Origin of the sequence: Methylobacterium brachiatum (genome assembly GCF_020523825.1) — a bacterium.
In the GTDB taxonomy this organism is placed as follows: Bacteria; Pseudomonadota; Alphaproteobacteria; order Rhizobiales; family Beijerinckiaceae; genus Methylobacterium; species Methylobacterium brachiatum.
Genome location: NZ_JAJALK010000006.1, coordinates 16,136 through 41,581 on the forward strand (window position 1 = coordinate 16,136; position 25,446 = coordinate 41,581).

Annotated in this window: 26 protein-coding genes; 14 read left to right on the top strand and 12 right to left on the bottom strand. The window is 69.6% G+C overall.

Annotated elements, in window-relative coordinates; genetic code table 11:
• Positions 1 to 49 precede the first annotated feature (49 nt).
• From LGR69_RS15290 to LGR69_RS15320, 7 genes are all read left to right on the top strand, one after another.
• Positions 50 to 2,719 carry a TIGR02302 family protein gene (locus LGR69_RS15290; protein WP_230366536.1) on the top strand — a complete coding sequence of 890 codons (2,670 nt, stop codon included), beginning with the start codon at positions 50 to 52 and terminating at the stop codon, positions 2,717 to 2,719.
• A gap of 137 nt (positions 2,720 to 2,856) precedes the next feature.
• Positions 2,857 to 3,042, top strand: coding sequence for a twin transmembrane helix small protein (locus LGR69_RS15295; protein WP_007568730.1), 186 nt, complete (start codon positions 2,857 to 2,859; stop codon positions 3,040 to 3,042).
• Between the two features lie 177 nt (positions 3,043 to 3,219).
• Complete coding sequence (locus LGR69_RS15300; RefSeq protein WP_230366537.1) at positions 3,220 to 3,846, top strand: acyloxyacyl hydrolase; 627 nt, start codon at positions 3,220 to 3,222, stop codon at positions 3,844 to 3,846.
• Between the two features lie 92 nt (positions 3,847 to 3,938).
• On the top strand, positions 3,939 to 4,511 hold the full coding sequence (locus LGR69_RS15305; RefSeq protein WP_007568726.1) for a cob(I)yrinic acid a,c-diamide adenosyltransferase: 573 nt from the start codon (positions 3,939 to 3,941) through the stop codon (positions 4,509 to 4,511).
• A gap of 205 nt (positions 4,512 to 4,716) precedes the next feature.
• A complete protein-coding gene (locus LGR69_RS15310; RefSeq protein WP_230366538.1) occupies positions 4,717 to 5,466 on the top strand; it encodes an electron transfer flavoprotein subunit beta/FixA family protein in 750 nt (249 codons plus the stop codon).
• A 74-nt stretch (positions 5,467 to 5,540) separates the two neighbouring features.
• Positions 5,541 to 6,494 (top strand): electron transfer flavoprotein subunit alpha/FixB family protein, encoded by a 954-nt coding sequence (locus LGR69_RS15315; RefSeq protein WP_230366539.1) that lies wholly within the window; start codon positions 5,541 to 5,543, stop codon positions 6,492 to 6,494.
• Between the two features lie 192 nt (positions 6,495 to 6,686).
• The gene (locus LGR69_RS15320; protein WP_230366540.1) at positions 6,687 to 7,568 is read left to right on the top strand and encodes a 3-hydroxybutyryl-CoA dehydrogenase; all 882 of its coding nucleotides are present in this window, start codon (positions 6,687 to 6,689) and stop codon (positions 7,566 to 7,568) included.
• Between the two features lie 57 nt (positions 7,569 to 7,625).
• On the opposite strand, the gene LGR69_RS15325 is transcribed toward LGR69_RS15320, so the two are convergent.
• From LGR69_RS15325 to upp, 4 genes are all read right to left on the bottom strand, one after another.
• The gene (locus LGR69_RS15325) at positions 7,626 to 7,931 is read right to left on the bottom strand and encodes a flagellar basal body-associated FliL family protein (protein WP_007568717.1); all 306 of its coding nucleotides are present in this window, start codon (positions 7,929 to 7,931) and stop codon (positions 7,626 to 7,628) included.
• Positions 7,932 to 8,029: 98 nt separating this feature from the next.
• Complete coding sequence (locus LGR69_RS15330) at positions 8,030 to 9,043, bottom strand: NAD(P)H-quinone oxidoreductase (RefSeq protein ID WP_230366541.1); 1,014 nt, start codon at positions 9,041 to 9,043, stop codon at positions 8,030 to 8,032.
• A gap of 108 nt (positions 9,044 to 9,151) precedes the next feature.
• Positions 9,152 to 10,393: an ABC transporter substrate-binding protein gene (locus LGR69_RS15335; protein ID WP_230366542.1), complete on the bottom strand. Its 1,242-nt coding sequence runs from the start codon at positions 10,391 to 10,393 to the stop codon at positions 9,152 to 9,154.
• 163 nt (positions 10,394 to 10,556) lie between these two features.
• Entirely contained in the window at positions 10,557 to 11,192 is a 636-nt protein-coding gene (gene upp, locus LGR69_RS15340) for a uracil phosphoribosyltransferase (protein ID WP_230366543.1), read from the bottom strand.
• 453 nt (positions 11,193 to 11,645) lie between these two features.
• Here upp and LGR69_RS15345 point away from each other — a divergent pair, with 453 nt between their 5' ends.
• Entirely contained in the window at positions 11,646 to 13,337 is a 1,692-nt protein-coding gene (locus tag LGR69_RS15345; RefSeq protein WP_230366544.1) for a methyl-accepting chemotaxis protein, read from the top strand.
• Positions 13,338 to 13,390: 53 nt separating this feature from the next.
• On the opposite strand, the gene LGR69_RS15350 is transcribed toward LGR69_RS15345, so the two are convergent.
• Positions 13,391 to 13,852 carry a DUF2852 domain-containing protein gene (locus LGR69_RS15350; protein ID WP_050735374.1) on the bottom strand — a complete coding sequence of 154 codons (462 nt, stop codon included), beginning with the start codon at positions 13,850 to 13,852 and terminating at the stop codon, positions 13,391 to 13,393.
• A 166-nt stretch (positions 13,853 to 14,018) separates the two neighbouring features.
• Entirely contained in the window at positions 14,019 to 14,669 is a 651-nt protein-coding gene (locus tag LGR69_RS15355) for a TetR/AcrR family transcriptional regulator (protein WP_230366545.1), read from the bottom strand.
• A 271-nt stretch (positions 14,670 to 14,940) separates the two neighbouring features.
• Between LGR69_RS15355 and LGR69_RS15360 the strand changes: the two genes are divergently transcribed.
• The 3 genes from LGR69_RS15360 to LGR69_RS15370 all read left to right on the top strand — a co-directional run bounded on the left by LGR69_RS15360 (position 14,941) and on the right by LGR69_RS15370 (position 17,215).
• Complete coding sequence (locus tag LGR69_RS15360; RefSeq protein WP_007568703.1) at positions 14,941 to 15,237, top strand: hypothetical protein; 297 nt, start codon at positions 14,941 to 14,943, stop codon at positions 15,235 to 15,237.
• A 122-nt stretch (positions 15,238 to 15,359) separates the two neighbouring features.
• Positions 15,360 to 15,752, top strand: a complete 393-nt coding sequence (locus LGR69_RS15365; RefSeq protein WP_122162830.1) for a thioredoxin family protein — start codon at positions 15,360 to 15,362, stop codon at positions 15,750 to 15,752.
• Positions 15,753 to 16,039: 287 nt separating this feature from the next.
• Positions 16,040 to 17,215 carry a glycosyltransferase family 2 protein gene (locus tag LGR69_RS15370; RefSeq protein WP_230366546.1) on the top strand — a complete coding sequence of 392 codons (1,176 nt, stop codon included), beginning with the start codon at positions 16,040 to 16,042 and terminating at the stop codon, positions 17,213 to 17,215.
• Between the two features lie 77 nt (positions 17,216 to 17,292).
• Here the strand turns inward: LGR69_RS15370 and LGR69_RS15375 are convergent, their stop codons facing one another.
• The 3 genes from LGR69_RS15375 to LGR69_RS15385 form a co-directional block, all read right to left on the bottom strand.
• On the bottom strand, positions 17,293 to 18,222 hold the full coding sequence (locus tag LGR69_RS15375; RefSeq protein WP_230366547.1) for a helix-turn-helix domain-containing protein: 930 nt from the start codon (positions 18,220 to 18,222) through the stop codon (positions 17,293 to 17,295).
• Between the two features lie 320 nt (positions 18,223 to 18,542).
• A complete protein-coding gene (locus LGR69_RS32050) occupies positions 18,543 to 19,496 on the bottom strand; it encodes a helix-turn-helix domain-containing protein (RefSeq protein ID WP_007568695.1) in 954 nt (317 codons plus the stop codon).
• Positions 19,497 to 20,032: 536 nt separating this feature from the next.
• On the bottom strand, positions 20,033 to 20,809 hold the full coding sequence (locus tag LGR69_RS15385) for a zinc-ribbon domain-containing protein (protein ID WP_230366548.1): 777 nt from the start codon (positions 20,807 to 20,809) through the stop codon (positions 20,033 to 20,035).
• Positions 20,810 to 21,007: 198 nt separating this feature from the next.
• Between LGR69_RS15385 and ftsE the strand changes: the two genes are divergently transcribed.
• The 3 genes from ftsE to LGR69_RS15400 all read left to right on the top strand — a co-directional run bounded on the left by ftsE (position 21,008) and on the right by LGR69_RS15400 (position 23,758).
• The gene (gene ftsE, locus LGR69_RS15390) at positions 21,008 to 21,700 is read left to right on the top strand and encodes a cell division ATP-binding protein FtsE (RefSeq protein ID WP_007568691.1); all 693 of its coding nucleotides are present in this window, start codon (positions 21,008 to 21,010) and stop codon (positions 21,698 to 21,700) included.
• A complete protein-coding gene (locus tag LGR69_RS15395; RefSeq protein ID WP_230366549.1) occupies positions 21,697 to 22,665 on the top strand; it encodes a cell division protein FtsX in 969 nt (322 codons plus the stop codon). Before ftsE ends, LGR69_RS15395 begins: the two co-directional genes overlap by 4 nt.
• Positions 22,666 to 22,981: 316 nt before the next feature.
• Complete coding sequence (locus LGR69_RS15400) at positions 22,982 to 23,758, top strand: YdcF family protein (protein ID WP_230366550.1); 777 nt, start codon at positions 22,982 to 22,984, stop codon at positions 23,756 to 23,758.
• An 82-nt stretch (positions 23,759 to 23,840) separates the two neighbouring features.
• On the opposite strand, the gene LGR69_RS15405 is transcribed toward LGR69_RS15400, so the two are convergent.
• The 3 genes from LGR69_RS15405 to LGR69_RS15415 all read right to left on the bottom strand — a co-directional run bounded on the left by LGR69_RS15405 (position 23,841) and on the right by LGR69_RS15415 (position 25,368).
• A complete protein-coding gene (locus LGR69_RS15405; protein WP_230366551.1) occupies positions 23,841 to 24,170 on the bottom strand; it encodes a hypothetical protein in 330 nt (109 codons plus the stop codon).
• Positions 24,170 to 24,637, bottom strand: a complete 468-nt coding sequence (gene ptsN / locus LGR69_RS15410) for a PTS IIA-like nitrogen regulatory protein PtsN (protein WP_007568683.1) — start codon at positions 24,635 to 24,637, stop codon at positions 24,170 to 24,172. Before ptsN ends, LGR69_RS15405 begins: the two co-directional genes overlap by 1 nt.
• A 134-nt stretch (positions 24,638 to 24,771) precedes the next feature.
• The gene (locus LGR69_RS15415) at positions 24,772 to 25,368 is read right to left on the bottom strand and encodes a ribosome hibernation promotion factor (RefSeq protein WP_007568681.1); all 597 of its coding nucleotides are present in this window, start codon (positions 25,366 to 25,368) and stop codon (positions 24,772 to 24,774) included.
• Positions 25,369 to 25,446: the final 78 nt, after the last annotated feature.

The window sequence follows — 25,446 nt, forward strand, 5'->3', positions numbered from 1 at the left end:
CCCCCGGTTGCCGGCGGCCTATCCATTGGCATGAGGCGGAACGGTCGGCGTGATCGACAGGGACGGCTTCGGCAACGACACCGGCGCGACCGGCACCGACACGGGACAGGCGGCCGCCGCGCGGCTGGACCGGCTCGTGGCCCAGGCAAGGGCGGCGTCCCTGTGGGAACAGGCCTGGCCGGTGCTCTGGCGCGGTCTCGGCGTCCTGCTGCTGTTCCTCGCGTTGTCCTGGACCGGGCTGTGGCTCGATCTCGCCCCGCTCTGGCGCCAGATCGGGTTGGCCGTCCTGGCGATCCTGCTGGTCGTCGCGCTCCTGCCCCTCATCCATCTCGCCCGGCCGGACCGCCGGGTCGCCCTGGCCCGGCTCGACCGGGAGGCGGCCGCGCGCGATCCGGCGCTCCGTCACGGGCCTGCATCGGCGGCACAGGATTCGCTGGCGGTCGGCGCCGCGGATCCGGGCAGCCGGACCCTCTGGGCGCTGCACCAGCGCCGGGCCGCCCAGGCGGTCGCGGCCCTCAAGGTCGGGCTGCCGCGTCCCGGCATGACCCGGCGCGACCCCTACGCCCTGCGCGCCGGGATCGTCGTCGCCGCGGTCGCGAGCCTGTTCGTGGCCGGCCCCGAATGGCGCGAGCGGATCGGAGCCGCGTTCGACTGGCACGAAGCGGTCGCGCCGGGGCCGAACTTCCGGGTGGACGGCTGGATCGATCCGCCGCTCTACACGCGGCTGCCGCCGCTTCTGATCGCCATGGATGGCAGCGACCAGCACCTGCGGGCGCCGGTCAACGCGCAGCTGATCGTGCGCATCGCCGGCCAGGGCAGAGCGGCAGCGAACACGACCCTGACGCCGAGTGCCGGGCTCACGCCGATCCCCGGGCAGGAGGAGCGGCCGGACCTGCGCGAGGAGCGCTACCGGATCGTCGGCGGCGCCGAGCTGGTGATCGTCACGCCGGCCGGGCGCCAGAAGCTGACCGTCGAGGCGATCCCGGATCGGCCGCCCGAAGTGACGGCCGTCGGCGGTCCCGAGGTGAACGGCCGCGGCACCTTCAACCTCACGTATCGGGCCAAGGACGATTACGGCATCAGCTCCGCCGAAGGGGTGATCGAGCCGCTGAAGGCCGGGCGCTCGCTGGCGCCGATCCCGCGGATCAACCTGGCGCTGCCGGCCGACGCCTCCGGCGAGACCGACACCAAGACCCTGGTCGACCTGACCGACAGCCCGTGGTCGGGCGCGCGGGTGCGCTACCAGATCGTCGTCAAGGACGAGGCCGGCCAGGAGGGGCGCACGAAGGACACCGAGATCACGCTGCCGGCCCGTCCGTTCCGGGATCCCCTGGCACGCGCGCTGGCGGAGGATCGCCGCCGCCTCGTCACGGCGCCCGATTCCGACCGGCTCTGGGTCCAGGGCGCCCTCGATGCGCTCCTCGTCGCGCCCGACATGTTCACGCCGCAGCCGCCGGTGTTCCTCGGTCTCAGGACCGCCACGGAGCGCCTGCGCAAGGCCAAGACCGATGCCGACCTGATCGATGTCGCCGACCTCCTCTGGGAGATGGCGCTCAAGATCGAGGACGGGGACCTGTCGGATGCCGAGAAGCAGCTGCGGCAGGCGCAGGACCGGTTGAAGGATGCGATCGAGCGCAATGCGCCCGACGACGAGATCAAGCGGTTGACCCAGGACCTCAAGCAGGCGCTGGACAAGTTCCTGTCGCAGATGGCCGAGAAGCAGAAAAGCCAGCCGCGCGATCCGGGCGAGAAGGGCCAGACCAACCAGTCATCGAAGACGGTCACGCCCGAGGATCTCGACAAGATGATCCAGGACATGGCCGAGGCGATGAAGCGCGGCGACACCGCCGAGGCGCAGCGCCTGATGGAGCAGCTGCGCAATATCCTGGAGAACCTGCAGACCGCGGAGAAGGGCGGCAAATCCGATCAGGCCAGCCGCGAGATGCAGAAGCAGATGCGCGACCTCGACGCGATGACGCGCGAGCAGCAGGGCCTGCGCGACGAGACCTACAAGGACGGGCAGGAGCCGCGCGGCAGCCAGCGTCCGTCCAATCGCGGCCAGCAGCAACAGGGCCAGCAGGGCAACCGCGGGCAGCAGGGCCGTCCGCAGCAGGGCCAGGGCAAGCAAGGTCAGGGACAACAGGACCAAGGGCAACAGGGCCAAGGCCGGCAAGGACAGGGGCAGCGGGGCCAGGGCCAACAGGGCCAAGGCGAGCAGGGCGATGTCGGCGACCGCCAGCAGGCGCTCCGCCAGCGCCTGGAGGATCTCGAGCAGCGCATGAAGGAGAACGGCATGCGCGGCGAGCAGGGCCTCTCCGACGCCGAGGACGCCATGCGCGAGGCCGAGAACGCGCTCAAACAGGGCGATGCCGATGAGGCGGTCGATGCCCAGGGCCGCGCGCTGGAAGGGCTCAAGAAGGGCGCCGAGGGCATGGCGCAGCAGATGCAGGAGATGGCCGAGGGCCAGGGCGAAGGCCAGCAGGATGGTGGCCAGCAACCGGGGCAGCAGGGTCAGGCCGGCACCCGCGACGACGACCCGCTCGGCCGTCCGACCAAGGGCCGCGACATGAGCGACGGTCGCGTCCGGGTCCCGACCGCGGACGAATCCGCCGTCCAGCGCGCCCGGCGCATCATGGAGGAGCTGCGGCGCAAGCTCGGCGACCCCACCCGGCCGCGGGAGGAACTCGACTATTTCGAGCGCCTGCTCCGGCGCAATTGAGGTCGCGCCCTATTTCCCTCGAACGCCCGTGGGCGCCGACCCGGATTTCCCTCGGCAGCCCGCGTTGAACACCACTCGTCTCGCCAAGCGGCGGCGCGCCGGTTCCGGGCGCCCGCCGGGTTCGGATCCCGCCTCCCATGTCGTCCAATCTGCTCGTTCTCGTCGCCTGCGCGGCGGTCGCCGTGGTCCTGGTGTTCGGCCTCGCCAACATGATGCGGGGCGGCAACGCCAACCTTTCGCAGAAGCTCATGCGGCTGCGGGTGCTGCTGCAATTCGTGGCGATCCTGATCATCATGGGCGTCGTCTGGTGGCGCTCGGCCTGAGGGTGGTGCCCCGCGGCGATAAGTCGGCAACCATCGCGCGCGAGAATGCGCCGGTGTGACCGTGCCGCCGCACCGCCCGCCTTTTGCGGGGGAGCGGGATGAATTGGCCGGTGGCTGGAGCGAGGCCCGTGCTACGGTCGGTTGAGCCAGACCGACTTGCCTAACCGGCCGAGCCCCATGATTGCCGCCTTCCGTCTCTGCACCGCCAGCCTCATCATCGGTGCGGCGATCCTGCCGGCCTTCGCGGCCGATGCGCCTCCGCTTCCGGTGGCCTACGCGGCACCGGCCCAGCCGCTCAGCATCGTCTCGGAGGTGCGCATCGGCGGCTCCGTGCAGGATCCCGGCAGCGCCGAGGGCAAGCTCCCGGGCTTCAGCAAGGCCAACGTCAACGGCGAGATCCTGTTCGCCAAGCCGCAGGTCAGCGCCGATCCGTTCTGGCAGGCCTTCGTGCCGCGCCCGACGGTGGGCGGCAGCTACAACACCGGCGGCCGGACCAGCTACGCCTATCTCGGCGCCACCTGGACCGTCGACCTCTTCCCCGAGACCTTCGGCCGGCGCGTGTTCCTCGACGGCTTCTTCGGCGGCGTCGCCCATAACGGCTATACCGGGCCCAAGGCGCAGACGCCCTACGGCTTCAACACCCTGGGCTGCTCGCCGATGTTCCGCGAGGCGGCGGCACTCGGCTACCGCCTGACCGAGCATTGGAGCGTCATGGCGACCGTCGAGCACATGTCGAATGCCGGGCTCTGCGCGAACAACCGCGGCCTGACCAATTTCGGCGGCAAGATCGGTTACACCTTCTAAGATAGCGACCGATTGCGCCGCCAGCGGAAGGGCTCTACGCCCTACCGTTCACGGACCCGCCGGCGTGGCGGCCGTTTCGAGGCGCAGCTCCCGTGGTCAAGCTCAACCGGATCTACACACGCACCGGCGACAAGGGCACCACCGCGTTGGCGGATGGGCAGCGCCGGTCGAAGGCCGACCTGCGGGTCGACACCTACGGCACGGTCGACGAGACCAATGCCTGCATCGGCATGGTCCGCCTACATACGGAGGGCGCCCTCGACCGGATGCTCGGGGCGATCCAGAACGACCTGTTCGATCTCGGCGCCGACCTCGCCACCCCGCCGAGCCCGGAGCCCCTGCCCTACGAGCCGCTGCGCATCGTCGCCAGCCAGGTCGAGCGGCTGGAGCGCGACATCGACGCCCTGAACGCGACGATCCCGCCGCTGAAATCCTTCGTCCTGCCCGGCGGGTCCCCGGCCTCCGCGGCGCTCCACCTCGCCCGGACCGTCTGCCGGCGCGCCGAGCGCCTGGCGGTCAGCCTCGCCGACCGGGAGGACGAGATCGTCTCGCCGGAGGCGATCCAGTACCTGAACCGCCTCTCCGACTTCCTGTTCGTGGCGAGCCGGACCGCGAATGCCGACGGGGCCGACGACGTGCTCTGGGTGCCGGGCGCCAATCGCTGACCCGAATCGCCGCCCGGTGCGGCGATGAAGACTGCGTGAGCCCGACGAAGCCTTTCCCAGGACGCTCGACGACGCCGCGTTGACAAGGCGGAAATGTGGCCGTTACGGTCCGCCCGCTTTGCGTGCCTGCCCAGCCTGAGCGCCGAACGCGCGAGGGACCGGCGGGTCCGACGACAAGAATCCCCGGGGAAGGATCGAGACCGCCATGAAGGTGCTGGTGCCCGTCAAGCGGGTGGTGGACTACAACGTCAAGATCCGCGTGAAAGCCGATGGCTCCGGGGTCGAGCTCGCCAACGTCAAGATGTCGATGAACCCCTTCGACGAGATCGCCGTCGAGGAGGCGATCCGCTTGAAGGAGAAGGGCACCGTCACCGAGATCGTGGCCGTCTCGATCGGCCCGCAGCAGGCGCAGGAAACCCTGCGCACCGCGCTCGCCATGGGCGCCGACCGGGCGATCCTCGTCAAGACCGACGTGAATTGCGAGCCCCTGGCCGTGGCCAAGCTCCTAAAGGCCGTGGTCGAGAAGGAAACGCCCCAGCTCGTGATCCTGGGCAAGCAGGCGATCGACGACGATTCCAACCAGACCGGCCAGATGCTGGGCGCATTGCTCGGCTGGCCGCAGGGCACCTTCGCGTACAAGATCGAGCCGGGCGACGGCAGCATCGACGTGACCCGCGAGGTCGATGGCGGGCTCCAGACCCTGAGCCTGAAACTGCCGGCGATCGTCACAACCGATCTGCGCCTGAACGAGCCGCGCTACGCCTCCCTGCCGAACATCATGAAGGCGAAGAAGAAGCCGCTCGAGGAGCTGAGCCCCGAGGGTCTCGGCGTCGACGTGACCCCGCGGCTCAAGGTGCTCAAGACCTCCGAGCCGCCGGGACGTTCCGCGGGCGTCAAGGTCGGGTCGGCGGCCGAACTCGTGCAGAAGCTCAAGGTCGAAGCCGGCGTCATCTGATTCTTTCCTGAGCTGGGCCGCGTTCCCGTCGAGACGGTCGAGCGCGGCCAGCCGCAACCGAGGTTCACGCGCACATGACGACTCTCCTCTTCGTCGAGCACGGCAACGGCCAGATCAAGGACGGCACGCTGAAGGCGCTGACCGCCGCCAAGGCTATCGGCGCGCCGGTCCACGCCCTCGTGCTGGGCAGCGGCTCGAAGCCGGTGGCCGAGGCGGCGGCCAAGCTCGACGGCGTCGAGAAGGTCCTGAACGCCGAGGACGCGGCCTACGACCACGACCTCGCCGAGCCCGTGGCGGCGCTGATCGCCTCGATCGCCGGGCCCTACGACATCATCGTCGCCTCGGCCTCGACCACGGGCAAGAACGTCCTGCCGCGTGTGGCCGCCCTGCTCGACGTCGCGCAGGTCTCGGACATCATCAAGGTCGTGGCGCCGGACACGTTCGAGCGGCCGATCTACGCGGGCAATGCCATCCAGACCGTCCAGATCCCCGCCGGCAAGACCGTGATCACCGTGCGCACCGCGGCGTTCAAGGCGGCCGAAGAGGGCGGCGCGGCCGCTCCCGTCGAAGCCGTCTCCGCGGCGGCGCCGGAAGCCGGCGGCTCGACCTTCAAGGGTGAGGAGATCGCCAAGTCCGACCGGCCGGAGCTGGCCTCGGCCCGGATCATCGTCTCGGGCGGCCGTTCGCTCGGTTCCTCGGAGAAGTTCCACGCCCTGATCGAGCCGCTGGCGGACGTCCTGGGCGCGGCGGTCGGCGCCTCGCGGGCCGCGGTCGATGCCGGCTACGCGCCGAACGACTGGCAGGTCGGCCAGACCGGCAAGGTCGTGGCGCCCGATCTCTACGTGGCGGTCGGCATCTCCGGGGCGATCCAGCACCTCGCCGGGATGAAGGATTCGAAAGTCATCGTCGCCATCAACAAGGACGAGGATGCACCGATCTTCCAGGTCGCGGATTACGGCCTGGTCGGAGACCTATTTCAGGTTGTGCCAGATCTGCAGTCTGAGATCGGGAAGGCGAAGGGCCAGTAACGACAAGGCTGGCCTGGCCGGGTTCACCGGGCCAGCATTGTCGCCGCAGGCGTTTCCGCGGGTTCCTTCTGCGAACAAGAATGGTCTAGAAGTCTGGGACGGCCCGTCTCCGCACGGGCCGCGGCGTTGGCGCAGTCGACCCCCTTCTGGGCAGTCGCGCAGCAACGTCCGTATGGGGGCACAGGTCGACAGATGGACATGGAGATCAAGCGGGTCGGCATCATCGGCGCGGGCCAGATGGGGAGCGGCATCGCGCAGGTCTGCGCCACCGCGGGTCTCGATGTGCTGCTGAACGACCGGGACCCGAACCGGCTCGAGAACGGCCTGGCCGCGGTCGATGGCGGCCTGTCGCGGCTGGTTTCGAAGGGCACCATCGACGAGACCGAGAGCCAGGCGATCCGGGCCCGGATCAAGCCGGCCCACAGCTTCGCCGATCTCGGCCCGGCCGACCTCGTGATCGAGGCCGCAACCGAGAATGAGGCGACCAAGCGCGAGATCTTCTCCAGCCTCTGCGCCTCGCTGCGGCCCGACGCGATCGTGGCGACCAACACGTCGTCGATCTCGATCACCCGGCTCGCTGCGGCGACCGACCGGCCGGAGCGGTTCATCGGCATCCACTTCATGAATCCGGTGCCGGTGATGCAGCTCGTCGAGCTGATCCGCGGCATCGCCACCGAGGATTCGACCTACGAATCGGCCAAGGCGTTCATCGCCAAGCTCGGCAAGATCTCGACGATGTCGGAGGATTTCCCGGCCTTCATCGTCAACCGCATCCTGCTGCCGATGATCAACGAGGCGATTTACACGCTCTACGAGGGCGTCGGATCGGTCGAGTCGATCGACACCGCCATGAAGCTCGGCGCGAACCACCCGATGGGCCCGCTTCAGCTCGCCGACTTCATCGGCCTGGATACCTGCCTGTCGGTGATGCAGGTGCTCTACGAGGGGCTCGCCGATTCGAAGTACCGGCCCTGCCCGCTTCTCGTGAAGTATGTCGAGGCCGGCTGGCTCGGCCGGAAGGCCAAGCGCGGCTTCTACGATTATCGCGGGCCGACGCCGATCCCGACGCGCTGAGGCGCCGGCATCGATCGTCAGGCGGGACGGCGCCGGGCGCCGCCCCTCATCACCCCCTCACTTCGCGGTGCCGCCATTCGCGTTCGGCTGGGCCGGCTGCGGATAGGACGGGTTGCCGCCCGGGACCGCGCTGCTGTTCGACGGCGTCGCGCCGCCGGACTGGCCGTTGACCGAGCCGGTCACTTCGCGCCGCGACGCGTCCTGGCTCTGGCTGGCGTAATCCTTCGGCGAGTTGGCGCCGTTCCAGGTCAGCAAGCCCACGGTCGCGATCGCCAGGAGGACGAGACTGGCGACCAGGACCCACAGCACGGGCTTGCCGCGCTCACCCTGCCGGCTCTCCTGCTGATTGAGTTTCTCGGCCATATCCAGTTCCTCCCGCTCGACCGCGGCGCGCGCGACACGATTTCGTTACCGGCCGCCAACGCGGCGCCGTCGAAGCGGGTTCCTGCCGATCGCGCCGGTCAACGACCGGTGGTGAGCAGGATCTTGCCGAGATGGGCGCTCGACTCCATCAATGCATGAGCCTTCTGGGCCTGCTCGAGAGGGAATGTGGCGTGGGTGACGGACCGGATCCGTCCGGCCTCGAGCTCCGGCCAGACATCCCTGCGCAGCCCGTCGGCGATCGCGGCTTTGTCGGCCTTCGGGCGGGGCCGCAGGGTCGAGCCCGTGAAGGTCAGGCGGTTGCGCATGATCGGGGTGATGTTCAGGCCGTCGACCTTGTACCCGCCCATCAGGGCGATCATCACCAGCCGGCCGTCGGGGGCCAGGGACTTGAGATTGCGGGCGAGGTAGCTCGCGCCGATCATGTCGAGGATCACGTCGACGCCGCGTCCGTCGGTGAGGCGCTTGATCTCCTCGGCGAAGTCCGCCTGCTTGTAGTCGATCGCCGCCTCGGCCCCGAGCTCTTCGCAGAACCGGCACTTCTCGGCCGAGCCCGCCGTGGCGAGGACCCGGGCGCCGACATGCTTGGCGATCTGGATCGCGGTGGCGCCGATGCCGCTCGACCCGCCATGCACCAGGAAGCTCTCGCCCCTGGCGAGCCGACCGCGCTGCACGACGTTGGAATAGACCGTGAAGAAGGTCTCCGGCAGACCGGCCGCGTCGACCAGCGACAAGGCCTTCGGGCGCGGCAGGCAATGGGACGCCTCGGCCACCGCGAATTCGGCGTAGCCGCCGCTGATCACCAGGGCGCAGACCTCCTCGCCGACCGTAAGAGCGTCGACGCCCTCGCCGAGCGCGGCGACGCGGCCGGCGACTTCGAGGCCCGGGATCTCGGTGGCGCCGGGCGGCGGCGGGTACAGGCCGGCGCGCTGCATCACATCCGGGCGGTTCACGCCGGCGGCGACCACCTCGATCAGCACCTCTCCCGGCCCGGGGCTCGGCAGCGGCGCCGTCTCGACGGCGATTACCTCCGGCCCGCCCGGTCCCGTGAAATGGATCCGGCGCATGGTCTCGGGCAGGGCAGTGCTGGCCATCGAAGCATCCTCAACGCGTGCGAATTCCAGGCCGGGCCCGGAGGCGCGGTCCGGCTGTACTTGCGGCAATGGGGGCGCTTGGCAAGCACGCGCCCCCGGAGCGTGAGCCTAGCGCGCCGCCGCCTTGACGGACGGGGGCAGCACGATCTTGCCCTGGGCGAGGCTCGTCGGCCAGATCGCGACCTGCTTGCCGTCCTGCCACTGCGCCATCAGGCCGGTGACGAAGCCCGGCCCGTATTTGATCGAGTGGGTGAACGGTTCGTCCTTGCCGTAGAATTGGGTGCGGCCGACCGTGCCGACCCAGTCGGTCTTCTCCAAGGCGTCGACCAGCTTGTCGGCCTCGGTGCTACCGGCGCGCTTCACCGCGTCGGCGGTGTAGTAGACCTGATCGTAGGCCATGTAGCCGGCATAGGACGGATCGCTGCCGAAGCGCTTCTTGAACGCCTCGCTGAAGGCGAGCGACTTGTCGGTGATCGCGGCGCCCGGCACCGCGATGCTCTGGAAGATGACGCCCTGGGTCGCCCCATTGGTGTTGGCCCAGAAGGTCGAGGAGGTCGCCTGCGAGTTCATGCCGGTCATGGCCAGTGGCACCTGCTGGTTGCGCCATTGCACGGTGGGCTGCACGCCGACATGCGAGATGCCGGTGACGATCAGGTCGGGCTTGGCCGCCTCGATCTTCTTGTAGATCGGGGTGAAGTCGCCCGTATCCGGCGAGAACCGGATGTGGTCGACGACCTTCACGCCGATCTCGGGCAGGCATTTCTCGTAACCGGCATCCAGCGGGCGGGTCCAGGCGGCGTCCTCGCTCATGATCGCCGCCGTCTTCACCTTCATCAGGTCGAGCAGCATGTCCTTGGTCGAGTCGCAGATCGACTGCGCCAACGCTGCGGAGGTGAGGTATCCGTGGAAGGTGTACTTGTTGCGAGCGTAATCCTTATGGACCGCGAGGCTGATCTCGTTGGAGGCCGCGCCCGGTGTGATCATCGGGGTCTTGAGCCGGGCCGACCACGGCATCAGGGCCAGCACGACCTCGGAGATGTAGCTGGCGATGACGACGTGGACCTTGTCCTCCGAGACCGCGCGCTGGAACGCCCGGACGGCGTCGGAGGCCGAGCTCTTGTCGTCGTAGGAGACCACCTGGATCTGGCGGCCGTCGATGCCGCCCTTGGCGTTGATCTCGTCGGCGGCGAGCTGGACCGCCTGCGGGATCGAGGCACCGACCACCGACTGCGCCTCGGCGATCACCCCGATCCGGATCGGGTCGGCCGCCCGCGCCTCACCCGCGGCCAAGAGTCCGGCGGCCGCCAGCAGGGCCAGAGCCCGGCTCGTCACGCTGCGATCCATCGCCATGCTGTTTCCTCCTCCGGGCCGTGCGGCTTGTGGCGTCGCATCGGGGGTCGGACGATTTTTGTAGCATTCGTCGAGGTGAATACAATGTGCATCCGGCCGGAACGAGTAACACCGGCCGGAACGGCGATCGTCCTCTGCGGGCGACCGCGCCGGGAGCGCGGACCTACCGGGTGCCGTACATCCGGTCGCCAGCATCCCCGAGTCCGGGCACGATGTAGCCGTGGTCGTTCAGGTGGCTGTCGATGGCGGCCGTCCAGACCGGGACATCCGGATGCGCGGCCTGGAACTTGGCGAGCCCTTCCGGGGCCGCCAGCAGACAGACGAAGCGCAGGTCCGAGGCGCCCCGGGCCTTCAGCAGGTTAAGAGCCGCGATGGCGGAATTCGCGGTGGCAAGCATCGGATCGAGCACCAGCACGGTCCGGTCGGCGAGATCGGACGGCGCCTTGAAGTAGTACTCGACCGCCTCGAGCGTGTCCGGGTCGCGGTACAGCCCGATATGGGCGACCCGCGCCGAGGGGACGAGCGACAGCATCCCGTCGAGAAAACCGATCCCGGCCCGCAGAATCGGAGCGAAGACCAGTTTCTTGCCCTGGATCTGCCGCCCCTCCATCGGCTGGATCGGCGTCTCGATGGTGACGGGCTCCAGCGGCAGGTCCCGCGTGACCTCGTAGGCCAGCAACATGCCGATTTCATTCAGCAGCTGGCGAAAACCCTTCGTCGACCGGTCCTTGTCCCGGAGATAGGTGAGCTTGTGCTGCACCAGAGGGTGATCGACCACCGTGACCCGACCCGTCGGCATCGCACATCCCTCCATTCCGCCGGGGCAGGAATGCCGGAGCGTGCACCGAGGTGCAACGTCGAGCGGCGCGAATATGCATATTCGGGCCGCGACGATGCGGCGGGTCCGCCCGGTTCAGGTATTGTGCGCAAGTCGTGCGGTGGCGAGTTCGTACTACTTTGCGGCGAGCGCCCGCCACGGCATGTCAAAAATATTTTCTCCTTCGTCTCGGAAGGTCCAATCGAATTTGATTGAGCGAAGCGTAAGGATATTTCGAACCCGAGAAACACAATTTTCGAATACGACCCTCAATGCCATAGAATGCAATAAAATAACCATTCACATCTAATATTAGCAGAGCGGATAAATTTCTCGTCAGGCCGCGGATTAAACAGGACTCACCTCCGCCAAGGTCTTTCCAAAGAGAACCACGGGCTGCTAGCTGGCGCCGTCCCCGTGAACTCGGTCACAGCCATGCGCCTCACCGTTTCCCTCAAAACGACACTTGCCGCGATCTTTGGGCTGTTTGCACTGATGGCGGTGGGACAGGGAAGCTTATCGATCATCGAGCTGGCCGATATCCGGCAGTCGATGACGGACGTCGCGGGCAACTGGCTGCCGTCCGTGACCCGGATCAACGAGGTCGAGGTCGCCACCTCGGAGGTGCGTATCAAGCAGTTCCGTCTGATGACGCTCTCCAACAATCCCGAGCACCTGCGCGCCGGCGAGGCTCAGCTTGCGGCAACGCTCGCGCAGCTCAGCGAGCGTCGGAAGGCTTACGAGGCTCTGATCTCGGGCGCCGACGAGCGGAGCCTGTACGACGCATTCGCGGATCTCTGGAGCCGCTACGAGCGGGTCGATGGCGAGATGCGCCGCATGATCGCCTCCGGGAAGCAGGCGGAGGCGCTGGCCCTGCTCAGCGGCGCCGACACCGTCAAGATCTACGACGATGCCCGGGCCACGCTCTCCCGCCTGGTCGCCCTGAACGAGCGGAACGCGAACCGGGAAGTCGGCGAGGCCGTCGCGCGGGCCAAGACGGCCTCCGCGGCCGCCTGGGTCAACGTGATCCTCTCGGTCGTCGCGGCGCTCGGGGCTGCGACCTTCTCCCTGCTGCGCATCTCACGTCCGATCCAAGGGATGACGGACGTCATGTCCCGGCTTGCCGGCGGCGATACCGGCGTGGCGGTGCCCGCGCGCGAGCGGCGCGACGAGATCGGCGCGATGGCTGCCGCCGTGGAGGTGTTCAAGGACAACCTGATCCGCACCCGCGCGCTCGAAGCGGAGGCGGCCCAGTCGCGGGTCGCCGCGGAGCAGCAGCGCAAGGCGGCCCTGCGTCAGATGGCCGAGAACTTCGAGAAGGCGGTGGGCGGGATCATCGGGCGGGTCTCGTCATCGGCCACCGAACTCCAGGCGACCGCCAGTGCGATGTCGACCATGGCGGGGCGGACGTCGGCCCAGTCCGACGCCGTGGCCTCGGCGGCCGAAGAGGCGGCGAGCAACGTCAACACCGTGGCGGCCGCCGCCGAGGAGCTGGGCTCGTCGGTCCAGGAGATCGGGCGGCAGATGGACAGCTCGGCCAAGCTCGCTCAGGGCGCCGCCGACGAGGCCGGGCAGACCAGCGCGCTGGTGCATGAGCTGAGCAGCGCCGTGGCCCGGATCGGCGATGTCGTCGGGTTGATCTCCTCGATCGCCGGGCAGACCAACCTGCTGGCCCTGAATGCGACGATCGAGGCGGCCCGGGCCGGCGATGCGGGCCGGGGCTTCGCTGTGGTGGCTTCCGAGGTGAAGGCGCTCGCCGAGCAGACCGCCAAGGCGACGGAAGAGATCGCCGGGCAGATCGCCCGGGTCCAGGCATCCACCGGTCAGGCCGTGACGGCGATCGGCACGATCACGACCCGCATTCAGGAAATCAGCACCGTGGCGACCTCGATCGCGGCGGCGGTGGAGGAGCAGGGCGCGGCGACCCAGGAGATCGTCCGCAACGTCGCCCAGGCGGCAGCGGGCACCGGTGAGGTCACCAGCAACATCGCGGGCGTCGCCGATGCCGCCGAGGGGACGGGACGATCGGCGGCGCAGGTGCTCGATGCCGCCTCGGAACTGTCGCGCCAGTCCGAGCATCTCACGGCGGAAGTCTCCCGCTTCCTCAATACGGTGCGGGCGGCGTAAGGCATTTCGGGCGGGACCCGGCGTGTTGGCCGGGTCCCGCCCGAAAGGGGCGATCAGGCGGTGAAGGAACCGCCCTCGCTCCGGCGCTTGGCCATGAAGGCGTCGAACTGCTCGCGGTCCTTGGCCCGCCGCAGCTCCTCGACGAAATCCGTGAAGGCACGGCTCTCGTCTTCCAGCGCCTTGCGCTGGGCCTCGAGCCGGTCGAGCTCGGCGCGGCGATAAGCGTCGAAGGCGGCATTGCCGGTGCCACCGCGATTGGCAGCCTCGAAGGCACGGGCGAAGCGGGAGGCCGAACGGCCACCGCCCTCGAAGCCGGCGACACCCCGGCGCGCGGCGTCCCGCATCTCGGCGAAGGCCGGGTAACCCGCGAATTTCCAGGCGACGAGTGCGAGGCCGACCGGCCACCAGTAGATGAAGCCGACGACGATCGCGCCGATCTCGAGGGAACGACGGGGAAATGGGCCGGAGCGGCAGAGCTTGCCGGTCGCCCAGGGAGAGGAGGATTGCGTGGTCACGGCTTGGCTCCGCTGCTCATGTGAACGGAGTTAACATGCGGGTGCTCTGGCGGCCTTTCAAGGCCGGGCAGCCGTGTTCGCGATCGCCATCGCGACGCGTCGGCGGCACCTCTGCGAAACGTGACGGGGCCCGATACGGGCGGGGGTTCGGTCCCGGGTCCGGTCGTCAGACCGCGTTCCTGGGTCCGCCGGGCTGCGCGACGCCGTGGACCAGGGCCAGAACCCCGGCGCGCAGAAGCTCGTACTTGTCCGGAAAGCCCGGCCCCCGCGGCAGATGCCCGGCAGCCGACAGGGTCGCGATGCCGTGCGCCAGCGCCCAGACTTCGAGCGCGATGAACCGGGGCGCGACGCCCCCGAACCCGTCCGCGAAGGTCGCCTGCAGCGCCTCGACCAGCAGGTCGAACGGCGATGGCCGACCCTGCGGCGCATCGGTGTCGGACGGCTCGGCGGGCATGCCCCGGGTCTCGAAGATCGCGGCGTAATAGGCCGGCTCCTCTTCGGCGAAAGCCAGGTAGGCCTCGCCCATGCGGGTGAAGCGTTCGAGGGGCGTGCCCCGGGAGGTCAATGCCCGGGCGAGCCGCGCCGCCAGTTCCGCGAAGCCCCGCCCGGCCAGCTCCTCCAGCAGCGCTTCGCGGCCACGGAAGTGCCGGTACAGGGCAGCCGGCGTCACCCCGACAAGGCGGGCGGCGTCCACGAGCGCGAAACCGCCGATCCCGCGTTCGGCGATGAACCGGCGTGCGGCCTCGATCAGGGCCTCTTTGAGGTTCCCGTGGTGATAGCTCCGCCGGTCGCCCGGTCCGTCTCGCCAGGGTCGCAACTTCTCATGTCCTCTGCCCGCGCGCAGGCATTACGGTCGAGCACGTCGTTTGTTTCGGTCACGATCGGGGGCCGACTGCTTGACCCGAAGGAGAGCCTCTCACAAAACTCCCACCGCCCTGTTCAGCGCAGGACGACACGCTCCGCAACGGGCGATTTGCAAGGTCCCCTGAAAGGCGCAACACGATCGGATCGCGCTCGGTCGAATCGCATCGCGTCCCCGTGGGACGGGCATAGCAGAGCGGCCTTCGCCAGAGGGATGACCATTCGGCATGGCTTTCGTAAGTCTGAAAGCGTGGCGCGCGCGCTCGGCCGAGCGCGCGGAGATCGCGGCGCGGCTGAAACGGGACCTGATCGGCGCTCTGGGCCTGACCGAGGCGGATGCGCTGGCAGTTAACGAGATCGCCTGCGCCGATCCCGGCTGCCCCGACATGGAGACCATCGTGCTGGTGATGCGGGCCGGAGCGCCGACGCGCGCCCTGCGGATCCGGCGGCCGATGGATGCGGTGGATGCGCAGGACATCGCGGACCTGGTCGAGCAGGACCGATCGGGCGAGGCCTCTCGATGATGTGAGGCGCCGGGCTCGCGGGAGGCGCGCGACCGCGGAAGCGTTCCCGCCGCTTTCGTGTAACGACGGTCGGGTGGACGCCGAAGGACGATAACAGTCGGTGCCGCCGGAGGAATCCCATAATGACGTGCCGTCGCGGCGTCCTTGCCCTGGCCTGCCTGGCCCTCACCGCCTGCCTCACGCCGGCCGAGGCCGCTGAGGCGACGCCGTTCTCGGCCGCGGCCTTCGAGGCGGCGCAGAAGGGCGGCAAGCCGATCCTGGTCGCGGTGAGCGCGCCCTGGTGCCCGATCTGCAAGACGCAGAAGCCGATCCTGGCCAAGCTCGCCGCCGAGCCGCGCTTCAAGGAGTTGCAGATCTTCGACATCGACTTCGACAGCCAGAAGGATCTGCTGCGCCGGTTCAACGCCCGGATGCAGAGCACGCTCATCGTCTTCAAGGGCGCGACGGAGACCGGCCGGTCGGTGGGCGAGACCCAGCCGGAATGGATCGAGGGCTTGCTGGAAAAGGCGCTCTGAACGTCCGCCGAGCCCGGACATCTCGCCTGCGCCCATCCTGGTGTGACGGAGCGAGACAGCCCCCTGGTTCCGCGATCCGCCGGAGTTTCCTTCGCGGTCCGGCAATCGGCGATGCGAGGAAACCGCGATGTCGCCCGAGCTTTGCCGACGCCCTAGGGATGGACCCAGACCGGAGACGTCTGCCTGCAAGCGCCAAAACCTTCCGGTTTCGTTCAGGCGGCATGCGGCATAGGCGAAGCGCCCCCGCGCGGACCCGTCCGCGAGGGGTCAGACGGAGACCATAGACGGTGACGCCCACCACCCAGCCAGCCGAGTCCGTGCCCAGCGCGATCATCGCGATCCCGGTGCGCAACGAGATCGAGCGGATCGAGGCCTGCCTTCGGGCCGTCGACGCGCAGGTCGGGCTCGCCCCGGGCAGCCTCGGGCTGGTGCTGTTCCTGAACAATTGCACGGACGGGACCGACGCCCTGGTGGCGCGGCTGGTGCCGACCCTGTCGATCCCGGTCCGGGTGGAGAGCGAGGATTTTTCCGGCGCGCATGCCGGCTGGGCGCGGCGCCGGGCCATGGATTCCGCGGCGGCCTGGCTCGGGGATGCGGGGAATGCGGGGATCATCCTGTCCACCGATGCTGACAGCCGCGTGCCGCCGAACTGGGTGGCCCGCAACCGCGCCGCCATCGAGGCCGGGGCCGACGCTGTCGCCGGCCGGGTGGAGCTCGACGCCGCGGAAGCCGCCTTGCTGCCGCCGTCGCTGCCGGCCCGCGGGCGCCTCGAGGATATCTACGACGCCCTGATCACCGAGGCCGAAGCCCGGATCGATCCGGACCCGCACGATCCCTGGCCCTGCCATCGGACCGCGATCGGCGCGACGCTGGCGGTGACCCGCGCCGCCTATCGCGCGGTCGGCGGCATGCCGGAAATCCCGCTCGGCGAGGACGGCGCCTTCATCGCCCGGCTGATCGAGCAGGGTTTACGGGTCCGGCACGCGACCGATGTCTGCGTGACGATCTCGGCCCGGCTTACCGGCCGCGCCCCGGGCGGCGTCGCCGACACGATCCGGTCCCGCTGCGAGGAGCCGGACGCCCTCTGCGACGCCCGGATGGAGACGTTCCCCCGGGTCGTGCGCCGCCATCTCTGGCGTCGGCAGTTCCGGCGCCTGCACGGTGCGGGACGGTTGCGCACAGACCGGGCCTGGGCGCGTGCCCTCGGGATCCCGCCCATCGAGGCGGACCGGATCGCGGCGCTGCCACTCGGGCAGGCCATCGCGGAGGCCGAGCGAGCCAGCCCGCGCCTGGCGTACCGTCCGATCGGCCCGCGGCAGCTGCCGGGTCAGATCCGGGTCGCCCGGGTCGGGGTCGCGGCGATCCGGCTCGTCCAGCGCGTCGCCGGCTCGGCCAGGGATGCGGCGGGTGCGGCAACGGTATCCGGGAATCCGGTCACCGATCCGCGCGGCGGTCGGATCTGATCGGAGCGCGCGACAGGCTGCCCGGACCTGGGCCGATCCGGAGACCCGGCACTTGCGGGCTGCGCCAAGCTGCTCTGCTACGCGCGCAGAGGCAGGCGCCGTGTATCCTCGGACCGGTAGCCGCCGTTCTGGACGGCACCCCAGCCGCGCCCCTGGGCGGTGAGGTCGCGCGGCGAGAAGCCGAAGCGCTGGCGGAAGGCGCGGCTGAACGCGGCCGGGTCGGTGAAGCCGCAGCTGGCCATGATCGACCCGATCCGGGCGCCGGCGCTTCCCATCATCACGATCCGGTCATGCGCGCGGTCGAGCCGCGCGTCACGGATCGTGGCGGCGATCCCCTGTCCGCCGGAAAACGCGGCGTAGAGGCGGCTGCGCGAGATCTGCAGGGCGGCGGCCAGGGCATTCGGGCCGAAATCGGGCTCGTGCAGACGGCGCTGGATATGGGCGAGCGCCAGCGAGCGCACCGCCTCCGTCGAGAGCTCGCCCTCCGCGGACCCGGCCTGCCCGTGGATGACGCCGCGGAGCAGGTGCAGCACGCCTTCGACGGCGATCCCGGTCTCCGCCTCCGACATGGTAGACACGGACGACGCCAGCGCGCCGAGATAGGCCTTCAGCAGCCCCTTCAGCGGCGTATCGCCGAGCTTGCGCCCGACCACGTCCTGCGGGTTGCCGACCTGCTCCAGGAAGGCGGCACGCGGCACCATCAGGCGGATCTCATCGTAGCCGTCCCGACTGCCGGCGGCGCCGGGCTGGCCCATGGCGCGGAACGTGAGATCGCCGGGCCGCAGGAGAGCGCCGTTATTGCCCTGCTCGACATAGCCCCGCCCCGCGGCGATCAGCATGATCGAGATCTCCTCGCTCCCGTCGCGGCGGATGTGGCGCGCCGTGCGCTCGACATCGATCGGGCCGCTGACGGTGCGCATGATCGTTCCGTGGGCGGAGACCGCCATCATACGGCTGGCCGAGAAGGGCATGACCGTGTCGAAGGGCGCGATGTCCGCGGCCGGCAAGACAGTATCACACCAGTACTCGAACGCTTTGCTTGGATCTACGTCGTCCGTACTCTGGAACAGGACCGGGACTTTACCTTTGACACGCACCGTGCCCTCGCTTCGCAACGCGCGAGCCGGCCGAAACTCTTGCCGGCATACGCTTGAGTCGCATCGGCGTTTCAGATTCGGCAGCTTCGCGCAATCGGTTAAAGGTCCGATCCGCCAGGTCTGCCGCGCTGGCGCCGGCCTCCGCACCGTCATGCGGCAGCCCTCCGGCCGGCGCGGTGCCGGGCCGCACGCGGGATCGGCCGCGCTCGGTCGATGCCGCGCCCGCCCGGTCACTCACCCTGGGCGAGGAGGTCGCGGGGCGAGCAACCGAAGCGCTGGCGGAATGCGCGGCTGAAGGCGGCCGGATCGGTGAAGCCGCAGCTGGCCATGATCGATGCGATGCGGGCGCCCGCCTTGCGCATCATCACGATCCGGTCATGGGCACGATCGAGCCGCGCGTCGCGGATCGTGGCGGCGATCCCCTCTCCGCCGGCGAAGGCCGCGTAGAGGCGGCTGCGCGAGATCCGCAAATCCGCCGCCAGGGCGTCCGGACCGAATTCGGGATCGTGCAGCCGATGCTCGATCCGCGCCAGCGCCAGGGAGCGAAGCGCGTTGGCCGAGAGCTCACCGTCGGCCCGCGCGTTCTGGCTGGTGATGACGCCGCGCAGCAGGTGCAGCGCGCCCTCCACGGCGATGCCGGTCTCCGCGTCCGACATCTTGGTGACCGACCCGGCGAAGGCCTTGAGATAGGCGGCGAAGAGTTCGTTGAGCGGGCCGGCGGCGAATTTGCGGGCGGCGAAATCGTCGACATTGCCGACATGCGCCAGGAAGGTGGCCCGCGGCACCGTGAGCCGGATCTCCTCGAAATCGGTCAGGCCCGCCGCGGAGCCGGGCCGGCCCCAGGTCTGGAAGCTGATATCGCCAGGACCCAGCAGCGACCCGTTATTGACCTGCTCGAGATAGCCGTTGCCGCGGACGATCAGCATGATGCCGACCTCGTCGCGCCCATCCTGGCGCATGTGGCTCGGCCTGCGCTCCAGGATGTAGGGGCTGCTGTTCGTGTGGAAGATCGCCCCATGGCTGGAGGAGGCGACCAGGCGGGACGCCGCGAACGGCTTCTCCGAATCAGGCTGCGCCAGGTCCGTGCCGGTGATGACCGTACTGCGCCAGTAATCGAACGCCCGCTTCGGCTCGACGGATTCTGTCGTTCCGAAAAAGACCGGGACCGTTGTCTTGGCGCTCACGGCAGATTGGCCCTACAACCTTGAATTCGAGCACGCGGGGCTGCCTGCCGAGGCCGCAGCACACCTAGAGTTTCAGATCCGACATCGATAAGCAATAGCGATGCGCAGGTCTCTCAAAAGACCCGAAGCGTCGTGAACAACGCCTTTTCAGAGCCTGTGCATGGGTTTTAGCCGACTTATCAGGGCAAAAGGATGGCAACGTTGCTCGACATTTAGGCTCTGAGCAAGTGCCTGTCAGCTTTCTCAGCCGAACATGCGGGAAATTTGATCCCGACCAACGAAACATTGCGGGTTTAACTAAATAAATTTTGCTTTATATTTGTATTGACGGAATTGATTTGAGGGCAACGCGCTCTGAAACCTGACCACCTAATATCCTGACAAGGTGATCGGACCTCCGGCCGGGTGGGCCAGGCCGTCGGCCGCCCCAGCGCGGAGAGAACGGGCGACCGGGTCAGCCGACATCCGGGAAGCCTGTGGCCGCGCGACCACGATCCGCGCGGGAGCAGGACGGGCGCGGCCCCTCGCGCCTCCGCTCAGTCGCTGCCCGTGCCTGCCCGCGGCACGTCGCGCGCCGGTTGGGCGTCGGCGAAGCGCAGCACCACGGCGCGTCCGGCGGCGGGCGGGCTCACCAGGCTGCCGCGGAACCGGGCCGTCTCGGCCGCGCCGAGCACCGCCCGGGGCGCGGCGACCGGGAAGGTCCGCAAGGCCCGGCCGGCGGCGTCGCGGATCTCGACACTCAGGGTCGAGACCGGAACGTCGGTCCGGGCAACGCCGACGAGGTCGCCCTCGATCACCAGTTCCGCCGGTCGGCCATCCTCCGCGGGGTTGCTGAACGCCACGACGTCGCGGATCTCGATACCCCGCACATTCACCGGCAACCCGACCCGGGCGAACAGGGCGGCGCTCTGGGGCACCATCCGGACCACGCTGGTGCGCGCCAGGCAGATCAGGGGCAGCGCGGCGAGCAGCGTCAGCCCGACGGCGAGCGACGGCGACAGGCCGGGAATGCCGCGCCAGCCCGTCGCGCGCGGCGGAGGCGGCGGTACCCGGCGCCGGGCGGGCGACGGGTCGGACGTCTCGGAGGCGGCCCGGACCGTGGCCGCGGCCTCCTGCCAGGCGGCATCGGCGACCGGGTCTGGCTCCGCCCCTTCCCGCTCGGCCAGCTCGGCCTCGTGGCCCGCCAGAACGTCGGCCGGGCTGATGAACCAGGTCTCGCGGCAGGCGGCGCAGCGGACCGAGCGGCCCTCCATCCCGACCTTGCCGGACTCGATCCGGTACTCGCTCGCGCAGCTCGGGCAGACGATCAGCATACGCGCGCCATTCGTTCCATCAAGGGCCGTTTCCGATCGGACAGACCGGAGCCCGACGGCAAAATCAGTTGAGAAACCGTGCCCGAACAGGGTTAAGCGTCGGTGAAACTGCGCTGGCCTTGAAAACGCCCGCCCATCCGGCGATTGGCGAGCGATGGATCGGCGAGACCCGGCACGGCTTTGAACGTACAGGCGAGCATGAAGAGCCTGCTGCCCGGCGCGGAACGGCCGGTTGTGCAGTTCGAGAATGTCGGCATGCGCTACGGCCTCGGGCCGGAGGTGCTGTCGGACGTGAGCTTCCGGATCGCGCCGCGCTCGTTCCAGTTCCTCACCGGTCCCTCCGGCGCCGGCAAGACGACGCTGCTGCGCCTGATCCTGCTGTCGGTGCGCCCGACCCGGGGCCTCGTGTCGATCTTCGGCGAGGAGGTCAGCGGCATCTCGGCCAAGGCGCTCACCGGCCTGCGGCGGCGCATGGGCGTGGTGTTCCAGGATTTCCGCCTGCTCGACCACCTCACCACCTACGAGAACGTGGCGCTGCCGCTGCGCGTCCAGGGCCGGTCCGAGACCAGCTACCGGGCCGAGGTGGTCGAGCTGCTGCGCTGGGTCGGCCTCGGCGAGCGCATGCACGCGCTGCCGCCGCTCCTGTCGGGCGGTGAGAAGCAGCGTGCCGCCATCGCGAGAGCGCTGATCGCGCGGCCGGACCTGCTGCTCGCCGACGAGCCGACCGGCAACGTCGATCCCGGGCTGGGCCGCCGGCTGCTGCGGCTGTTCCTGGAACTCAACAAGCTCGGGACCTCGGTGATCATCGCGACCCACGATTTCGGCATCATGGACGCCGTCGACGCCCGCCGCATGGTGCTGGGCGAAGGCCGGCTGCGGATCGAGGAATGAGCGCACCGGCCACCACCCGGAACCAGGCCGAGTCCCCGTCCGGCCCTGCGGATCCGAGCCTGCCGACCAATCTGCGCCGCAACGCCGCCCTGGTCCCGACCGATACCGCGGCCGGCCGCTCGCTCGCGGCGGTCATCGCGATCTTGACCTTTCTGGCCGGCCTGTGCGCGGGCGCCGCCGAGATCGTCGCCACCAATGCCGGGCAATGGCAGGGCGACGTCGCCCAGGAGGTGACGATCCAGGTGCGGCCCGGCCCCGGTCGGGACGTCGATGCCGACGTCGCCCGGGCCGAGACCATCGCCAAATCCGAGCCCGGGATCGCCGAGGCGCGGGTCTTCTCCAAGGCGGAAGCCGAGCGGCTTCTAGAGCCCTGGCTCGGCAGCGGCCTCGATTTGTCGGACCTGCCGGTGCCGCGCCTGATCGCCCTCAAGCTCGCCGACAACCGGAGCGCGGATCTCAAGCGCCTGCGAACCCGCCTCACCGAGGCCCTGCCCGGCGTGGCGAGCCTCGACGACCACGCGCTCTGGCTCCAGCGGCTCTCCACCGCGGCCAACGCCTTCGTGGGGATCGGCGTCGGGATGGTGATCCTGGTGCTGGTCGCCACCGGCCTCGCCGTGACCTTCGCCACCCGCGGCGCCATGGCGGGCAACCGCGAGGTGGTGGAGGTGCTCCACTTCGTCGGTGCCGACGACGACTACATCGCCCGCGCCTTTCAGCGCCGGTTCTTCGGGCTCGGCCTGCGCGGGGGCGCGATCGGCGCCGGGCTGGCGATCCTGGCCTTCGCGGTCGCCGGGCTGCTGGCGCGCGCGGCCCGCTCGGGCCCGGCCGGCCAGGAGGTCGAGGCCCTGTTCGGCGCCTTCCAGGTCGGGTTGCGCGGCTATGCCAGCGTGATCCTGATCGGGGTGATCGCTTCGCTGGTCACGGGCGTCGTCTCGCGGATCACCGTCCGGCGGTTCCTGTCCTGATCGAGGGGGTGCTACGGCCGCGACGCCCCGGCCCGTGCGGCCGAACGGAACCCTGCCTCACCGCCTGCATTGCGCGCAGGCCCTCCCGCCCCGGCGGGCTTCGTCGATCACACATTGGCCCGGCAGGCCGTGACACGCGCCGTCTCCCGCACGCGCATGGGAGCCCGGCTAACGACATGGGCGCGCAGGGGAAACAGGGGGTCGCGGCGAAACGTTAACGGTTGAGAAAGGTTATCGCGGCGGTGTGGAGGGGGCCGATCGTGCTGCCTCCGGGCCGCCGCAATCGACGCCGATCCTCCGGAGGATGACCACGCGGATGCAACGCGCACCGGCACCCGACCCGACCGACGCCCTCGGCTGGGCTTGGCACGAGTGGGCGCATCCGCACCGCGCCCCCGCGGCGGACCGGCCCCGCGGCCATTTCGCTCTGTGGGCCTGCGGCCTCGGCGCCGGCCTCGCTGCCCTGGCGCTGTTTGCGGGCTTCCTGATCTTCGTCTCCACGCTGGCGCGCCATGAGCGCAGCCCGGCCGACCGGGCCGACGGGATCGTGGCGCTCACCGGCGGGGCGCAGCGGATCGGCGACGCGATCGACCTCCTGGCCGGGGGCTACGGCCGGCGCCTGCTCATCACCGGCGTCAACGAGCGCACCAGCCGCGACGAGATCGCCCGGCTCAACCCGACCCAGCGCGCCCTGATCGATTGCTGCGTCGATCTCGACTACCGGGCGCGCAACACGATCGGCAACGCCATCGAGACCCGCCGCTGGATGCGGGCGCACCGCTTCAATACCGTCGCGGTGGTGACCTCGAACTACCACATGCCGCGCACCCTGATCGAGCTCGACCACGCCCTCCAGGACAGCGACCGCATCCTGCCGCATCCGGTCGTCACCGAGGGTCTCGACGCCGACCGCTGGTGGCAGAGCCCGCCCGCGGCCAAGCTCCTGGCATCCGAATACGTGAAGTTCCTGGCGAGCTGGGTGCGCACCCGCTTCGAGGACGACCCGGAGCGCTCCCGGGCGGCGATCCTGATCGGCCGAGGCAAGCCGGTGAAGATGGTCGCCGAGCCGCTGATGCTGCGCGGCATCGATTGAGGGTTAGGCCGCGGCCTTCCACCCTGAGGGTCAGCGCGTAGATAGAAGAGCCGCTACGCGCGGTTCGGCGGTCGGTCCCGCCTCAATGCCCGCCGCAGCGCGCCTTGATGGCCGCGGAAAACTCCCGGTCGGATCCCTGCACCTGGGCGAGCCGCTGCGCGCGCTCCGAGCCCGAGAGGCATCGGCCGTAGACGCTCGCGACCCGGCGCATCGTGTCGACGTGGCGGCGCCAGACGCGGCAATTCTTGGCGTCGTCGCCGTCCGCCTGCTCCAGCTGTTCCAGGGCCTGGCGCTGCATCGATTGGGCCACCAGGACATCGCGCCCGCAGGTCGCCTCGTTCTGCGCCCGCGCGATTCCGGACAGACTCACGAGGATCGTGAGGCTCGCGGCGAGACGAAACACCGTCGGCATCAGGCGGCCTGGGGCGCCGTGGAGCGGGTCAGAAGCGCGTAGAGGGCGCCGGCATCGCGGGCGGCCCGGATATGGGTGAGCATGCCGGGCTCGCGCAGGACGCGCGCGACCTGAGCCAGCGCCTTCAGGTGGTCGGCCCCCGCGCCCTCGGGCGCCAGCAGCAGGAAGGCGATGTCCACCGGCTGACCGTCCAGGGCCTCAAAATCGATCGGCCGGTCGAACCGCGCGAACAGGCCGAACAGGCGGTCGAGACCCGGCAGCTTGCCGTGCGGGATGGCGACGCCCTCCCCGATCCCGGTCGAGCCCAGCCGCTCGCGCTGGAGCAGCGTGTCGAAGACCGGCCGCTCGTCGAGCGCCGGCAGCCGGCGCACCGCCTGCGCGGCGAGTTCCTGAAGCACCTGCTTCTTGGCGCGCGCGCGCAGGGACTGCACGACCGATTCGGGGTCGAGGAATTCCAAAATTGGCATCGATCGACCGTTGCCCCGTCGCCCGTCCGCGTCGGAGCGGGCCTCGTCGCAGGGGCGTCCTGTCCGGCGCCCCTGACTATCAATGGGCCGGAGAACGGGCCGGTTCCGGCTCCGTTCCTCCCGGTCCACACGCGTCAGTCGACGGCGCCCGGCGGGTCCACCCAGCCGATCGCACCGTCGCTGCGCCGGTATACGACGTTGACGCGCCCGGTGCCAGCGTGGACGAACACAACCACTGGGGATCCCGTCATATCGAGGGCGGTCACCGCCTCGCCGATGGTCCGGCGCTGCAGGGTCTTGGTGCTCTCGGCGACGATCGGCGGGTGGGCGTCGCCGTCCTCGGGCTCGTCCTCGTCCACCTCGTCCGGCGGGGCGAACACCGCGTAGGCGGCCTCGATGGCCGCGGCCTCGCTCGGACCGCTTGCGTGCTGCTTCAACCGATGCTTGTAGCGACGCAGGCGCGTCTCCAATTTGTCGGCGGTCTGCTCGAAGCTCGACCGCGCGTCGTGGGACACGCCCACCGCCTCGATGGTCAGGCCCGACGCGAGATGCAGCACGCAACCCGTCCGGTACGCGGTTCCGTCGCGCCTGAGCGTGACGTGGCCGGTGCAGGAATCGTTCATGTGCGAGTCGAGGTATTTGTCGAGCGTTCCCGATATCCGCTCGTCGATACGGCCGCGCAGACTCTCTCCGAGATCCACGCCGTGGCCCGTGACCCGCAACGATCCCATGCTGCCTCCCCCGTGCGATTCAGTCCCCGGAATTAGAGAGCCGGCTTGCGCTAAGTCAACGGAGGCACGCCCGTTCCG

What these genes read in the sequence shown, in the direction of transcription:
- LGR69_RS15330 (WP_230366541.1), bottom strand. Translation starts at nt 9,043, where the DNA reads ATGGCCAGCACTGCCCTGCCCGAGACCATGCGCCGGATCCATTTCACG.
- LGR69_RS15405 (WP_230366551.1), bottom strand. Translation starts at nt 24,170, where the DNA reads ATGCCGACGGTGTTTCGTCTCGCCGCGAGCCTCACGATCCTCGTGAGT.
- LGR69_RS15300 (WP_230366537.1), top strand. Translation starts at nt 3,220, where the DNA reads ATGATTGCCGCCTTCCGTCTCTGCACCGCCAGCCTCATCATCGGTGCG.
- LGR69_RS15395 (WP_230366549.1), top strand. Translation starts at nt 21,697, where the DNA reads ATGAGCGCACCGGCCACCACCCGGAACCAGGCCGAGTCCCCGTCCGGC.
- LGR69_RS15295 (WP_007568730.1), top strand. Translation starts at nt 2,857, where the DNA reads ATGTCGTCCAATCTGCTCGTTCTCGTCGCCTGCGCGGCGGTCGCCGTG.
- LGR69_RS15320 (WP_230366540.1), top strand. Translation starts at nt 6,687, where the DNA reads ATGGACATGGAGATCAAGCGGGTCGGCATCATCGGCGCGGGCCAGATG.
- LGR69_RS15335 (WP_230366542.1), bottom strand. Translation starts at nt 10,393, where the DNA reads ATGGCGATGGATCGCAGCGTGACGAGCCGGGCTCTGGCCCTGCTGGCG.
- LGR69_RS15325 (WP_007568717.1), bottom strand. Translation starts at nt 7,931, where the DNA reads ATGGCCGAGAAACTCAATCAGCAGGAGAGCCGGCAGGGTGAGCGCGGC.
- LGR69_RS15400 (WP_230366550.1), top strand. Translation starts at nt 22,982, where the DNA reads ATGCAACGCGCACCGGCACCCGACCCGACCGACGCCCTCGGCTGGGCT.
- ptsN (WP_007568683.1), bottom strand. Translation starts at nt 24,637, where the DNA reads ATGCCAATTTTGGAATTCCTCGACCCCGAATCGGTCGTGCAGTCCCTG.
- LGR69_RS15365 (WP_122162830.1), top strand. Translation starts at nt 15,360, where the DNA reads ATGACGTGCCGTCGCGGCGTCCTTGCCCTGGCCTGCCTGGCCCTCACC.
- LGR69_RS15415 (WP_007568681.1), bottom strand. Translation starts at nt 25,368, where the DNA reads ATGGGATCGTTGCGGGTCACGGGCCACGGCGTGGATCTCGGAGAGAGT.
- LGR69_RS15385 (WP_230366548.1), bottom strand. Translation starts at nt 20,809, where the DNA reads ATGCTGATCGTCTGCCCGAGCTGCGCGAGCGAGTACCGGATCGAGTCC.
- LGR69_RS15360 (WP_007568703.1), top strand. Translation starts at nt 14,941, where the DNA reads ATGGCTTTCGTAAGTCTGAAAGCGTGGCGCGCGCGCTCGGCCGAGCGC.
- upp (WP_230366543.1), bottom strand. Translation starts at nt 11,192, where the DNA reads ATGCCGACGGGTCGGGTCACGGTGGTCGATCACCCTCTGGTGCAGCAC.
- LGR69_RS15315 (WP_230366539.1), top strand. Translation starts at nt 5,541, where the DNA reads ATGACGACTCTCCTCTTCGTCGAGCACGGCAACGGCCAGATCAAGGAC.
- LGR69_RS15310 (WP_230366538.1), top strand. Translation starts at nt 4,717, where the DNA reads ATGAAGGTGCTGGTGCCCGTCAAGCGGGTGGTGGACTACAACGTCAAG.
- LGR69_RS15345 (WP_230366544.1), top strand. Translation starts at nt 11,646, where the DNA reads ATGCGCCTCACCGTTTCCCTCAAAACGACACTTGCCGCGATCTTTGGG.
- ftsE (WP_007568691.1), top strand. Translation starts at nt 21,008, where the DNA reads ATGAAGAGCCTGCTGCCCGGCGCGGAACGGCCGGTTGTGCAGTTCGAG.